At 65.8% G+C, this 2461-nt stretch carries 4 protein-coding genes; 1 reads left to right on the top strand and 3 read right to left on the bottom strand.

Annotated elements, in window-relative coordinates:
• Positions 1-324 (top strand): HAD family phosphatase (locus LQV45_RS25810; protein WP_230009488.1); only part of this gene is annotated, 324 nt, incomplete at its 5' end.
• 225 nt (positions 325-549) lie between these two features.
• On the opposite strand, the gene LQV45_RS25805 is transcribed toward LQV45_RS25810, so the two are convergent.
• The 3 genes from LQV45_RS25805 to LQV45_RS25795 form a co-directional block, all read right to left on the bottom strand.
• On the bottom strand, positions 550-648 hold the full coding sequence (locus LQV45_RS25805; protein ID WP_003792170.1) for a 30S ribosomal protein bS22: 99 nt from the start codon (positions 646-648) through the stop codon (positions 550-552).
• 205 nt (positions 649-853) lie between these two features.
• On the bottom strand, positions 854-1075 hold the full coding sequence (locus LQV45_RS25800; RefSeq protein WP_018775046.1) for a helix-turn-helix domain-containing protein: 222 nt from the start codon (positions 1073-1075) through the stop codon (positions 854-856).
• 199 nt (positions 1076-1274) lie between these two features.
• A complete protein-coding gene (locus LQV45_RS25795) occupies positions 1275-2390 on the bottom strand; it encodes a 3-deoxy-7-phosphoheptulonate synthase (protein ID WP_230009487.1) in 1116 nt (371 codons plus the stop codon).
• Positions 2391-2461 lie beyond the last annotated feature (71 nt).

Genomic DNA, 2461 nt, shown 5'->3' with positions numbered 1-2461 from the left:
CGGCTTGTGGGCGAGATCCTCCATGGACCGGCCAAAGAGGTCGCAGTCCAGCAAATTGCCGAGGAGCAGGGTCTGGACCTGAGCCGCTGCTGGGCGTACAGCGATTCCCACAACGACATCCCGTTGCTGAGCATGGTGGGGCACCCCGTTGCCATCAATCCCGACTCCAAGCTGCGCCGCTACGCCCGCGAGCGCAACTGGCCGGTCTACGACTTCCGTGCAGGCCGGCGCGCCGCCACTCTGGGCTTCAAGGCCGCAACGGTCGGAGGGGCCATCTACGGCCTGTGGCGGGGGTTCTCCCGCTTCCGCGGCCCCAGCCGCTAGGCCGCCCGCGGCTTCCGCTGCGGATTCGGACGGGCGCGGCGCGGATCAGGGCCGCCGTCCTCTGATTCCGCAGCCCGCGTCCGAAGCCGGTGCGAATTTACGCGCCACCTCCTCGGCGTCTCCCCGGTTCGCCCCGGCTGGCCCCAACGCAAATCAACCGCCGAAGGCAAGAAAAATGCCCGTCGCCTGGAAGGCAACGGGCATTTCATGCATTTCGAAGTATTGCTACTTCTTATTGCGACGCTGGTGGCGCGTCTTGCGAAGCAGCTTGCGGTGCTTCTTCTTGGCCATACGCTTGCGACGCTTCTTAATAACTGAACCCACGAAAGTTCCTTACCGGCTAGATGCAGTACCTGCCTGTTGGGAAGGGTCCGCGGGCTAAGCAGCAGACTGAAACAACTGACAGGTTCTTACAATGACGTAAAACGTTCCTTAACAGGGTACCGCCTCTGCGAGGCACCCCACGACCGCGGGCCCCGTGCGGGACCCAAAGCAGTCGATTCACGCTGTGATTGTTGCCGCTGACTGATCAGCCAGTTCCGGCGTGGCCGTCATTCCGGTCGACGACGGCACCCTTGAGGTACTGCTCGACGGCGTTTTCCGGCACGCGGTAGGAGCGGCCGAACCGCACGGCCGGCATCTCCCCCGAATGCACAAGACGGTACACAGTCATTTTCGATACCCGCATAAGTTCCGCGACTTCGGCCACGGTCAAAAAACGGGCCTTGGAGAAGTTGGCCTCCGTAGACATTTCCCTATTCCTTTGCTCAAGCGAACGGCAGCCCCACCTGTTGACATGGCGGTGTGCCGATGCTGAGCCATCAAACAACCATGTGTTAGCAACACTAGTTGCTCATGGTGCCAAAGTGAAAGACTTCCTCAGGAATCCCCGCACGATTTCCGCAGGAATCTCGAAAATCCCGCGGCACGCTCCTCCGCCTGCTCCTCCCTCAGGCCCGGGTCCGCCGCGTGCGGGCCGAGGCGGCCAGCTGGCCCAGTACCGACGCCGTCACGTCCCAGTCCATGCAGGCATCAGTGACGCTCTGGCCGTAGACCAGCCCGTCCCGTCCGGAGCCGGTAGCGGCGTTGACATCGAGGTTCTGGGCCCCGCCCACCAGGAAGCTCTCGAGCATGACGCCGGCGATGGCCCCGGCGGCGGCTCCGGCATTTTCCAGCTGCGCACCGATTTCGAGGGCGACCTCGGCCTGGCGGTGGTGGTTTTTGCCGCTGTTGGCGTGGCTGGCGTCGACGATCAGACGGGGGTTGAGCTGCTTCGCGGCGAGTTTCGCTGAGGCCGCTTCAACATCGGCGGCTGAGTAGTTGGGGCCCTTGCGTCCGCCGCGGAGGATGACGTGGGTGTCCGGGTTGCCGGCGGTAGCCACAAGCGCCGCCCGGCCGTCGTCGTCGATCCCGAGGAACGCCTGGGCGGCAGCGGCGGCGCTGCACGCGTCCAGCGCCACCTGGAGATCGCCGTCGGTCCCGTTCTTGAAGCCGATCGGCATCGACAGCCCGGAGGCCAGTTGGCGGTGGATCTGACTCTCCGTGGTGCGGGCGCCGATCGCGCCCCAGGCGACCAGGTCCGCGACGTACTGGGGGCTGATTGGCTCAAGGAACTCGGTGGCGGTGGGCAGGCCGAGGGCGGTGACCTGGCGCAGGAAGGACCGGGCCGCGCGCAGGCCCGCGGCGATGTCGTGGCTGCCGTCCAGCCGGGGGTCGTTGATCAGGCCCTTCCAGCCCACCGTGGTGCGCGGCTTTTCGAAGTAGGTGCGCATGACGATCAGCAGGTCTTCGCGGTGCTTCTCTGCCTGGCTGACCAGCCGGCGGGCGTATTCCAGGCCCGCCTTGGGGTCGTGGATGGAGCAGGGGCCCACGATGACGAGCAGCCTGTCGTCCACACCGTCCATGATGGCCCGGACCTCGTCCCGGCCCCGCCCGACCACCTCGGCCAGGCGGGCCTCCAGGGGCAGTTCCGCCATGAGGTCCTGCGGGGTGGGCAGCGGGGTGAACTCGCTGACGCGCAGGTTCGAGGTGGAGTGTTGGGGGCCGGTGGCTGCTTCGATGCTCATATTCGGGTCCTGTTCCGGGTGCGGAGCGGGCCCTGGTCAGAACCCGCCGAAGAAATGGCGAAGGGCAGAGA

This window comes from Microbacterium sp. Bi128 (assembly GCF_918698205.1).
The sequence above is the reverse complement of the archived record's forward strand: the minus strand, read 5'-3'. Positions and strand labels throughout refer to the sequence as shown.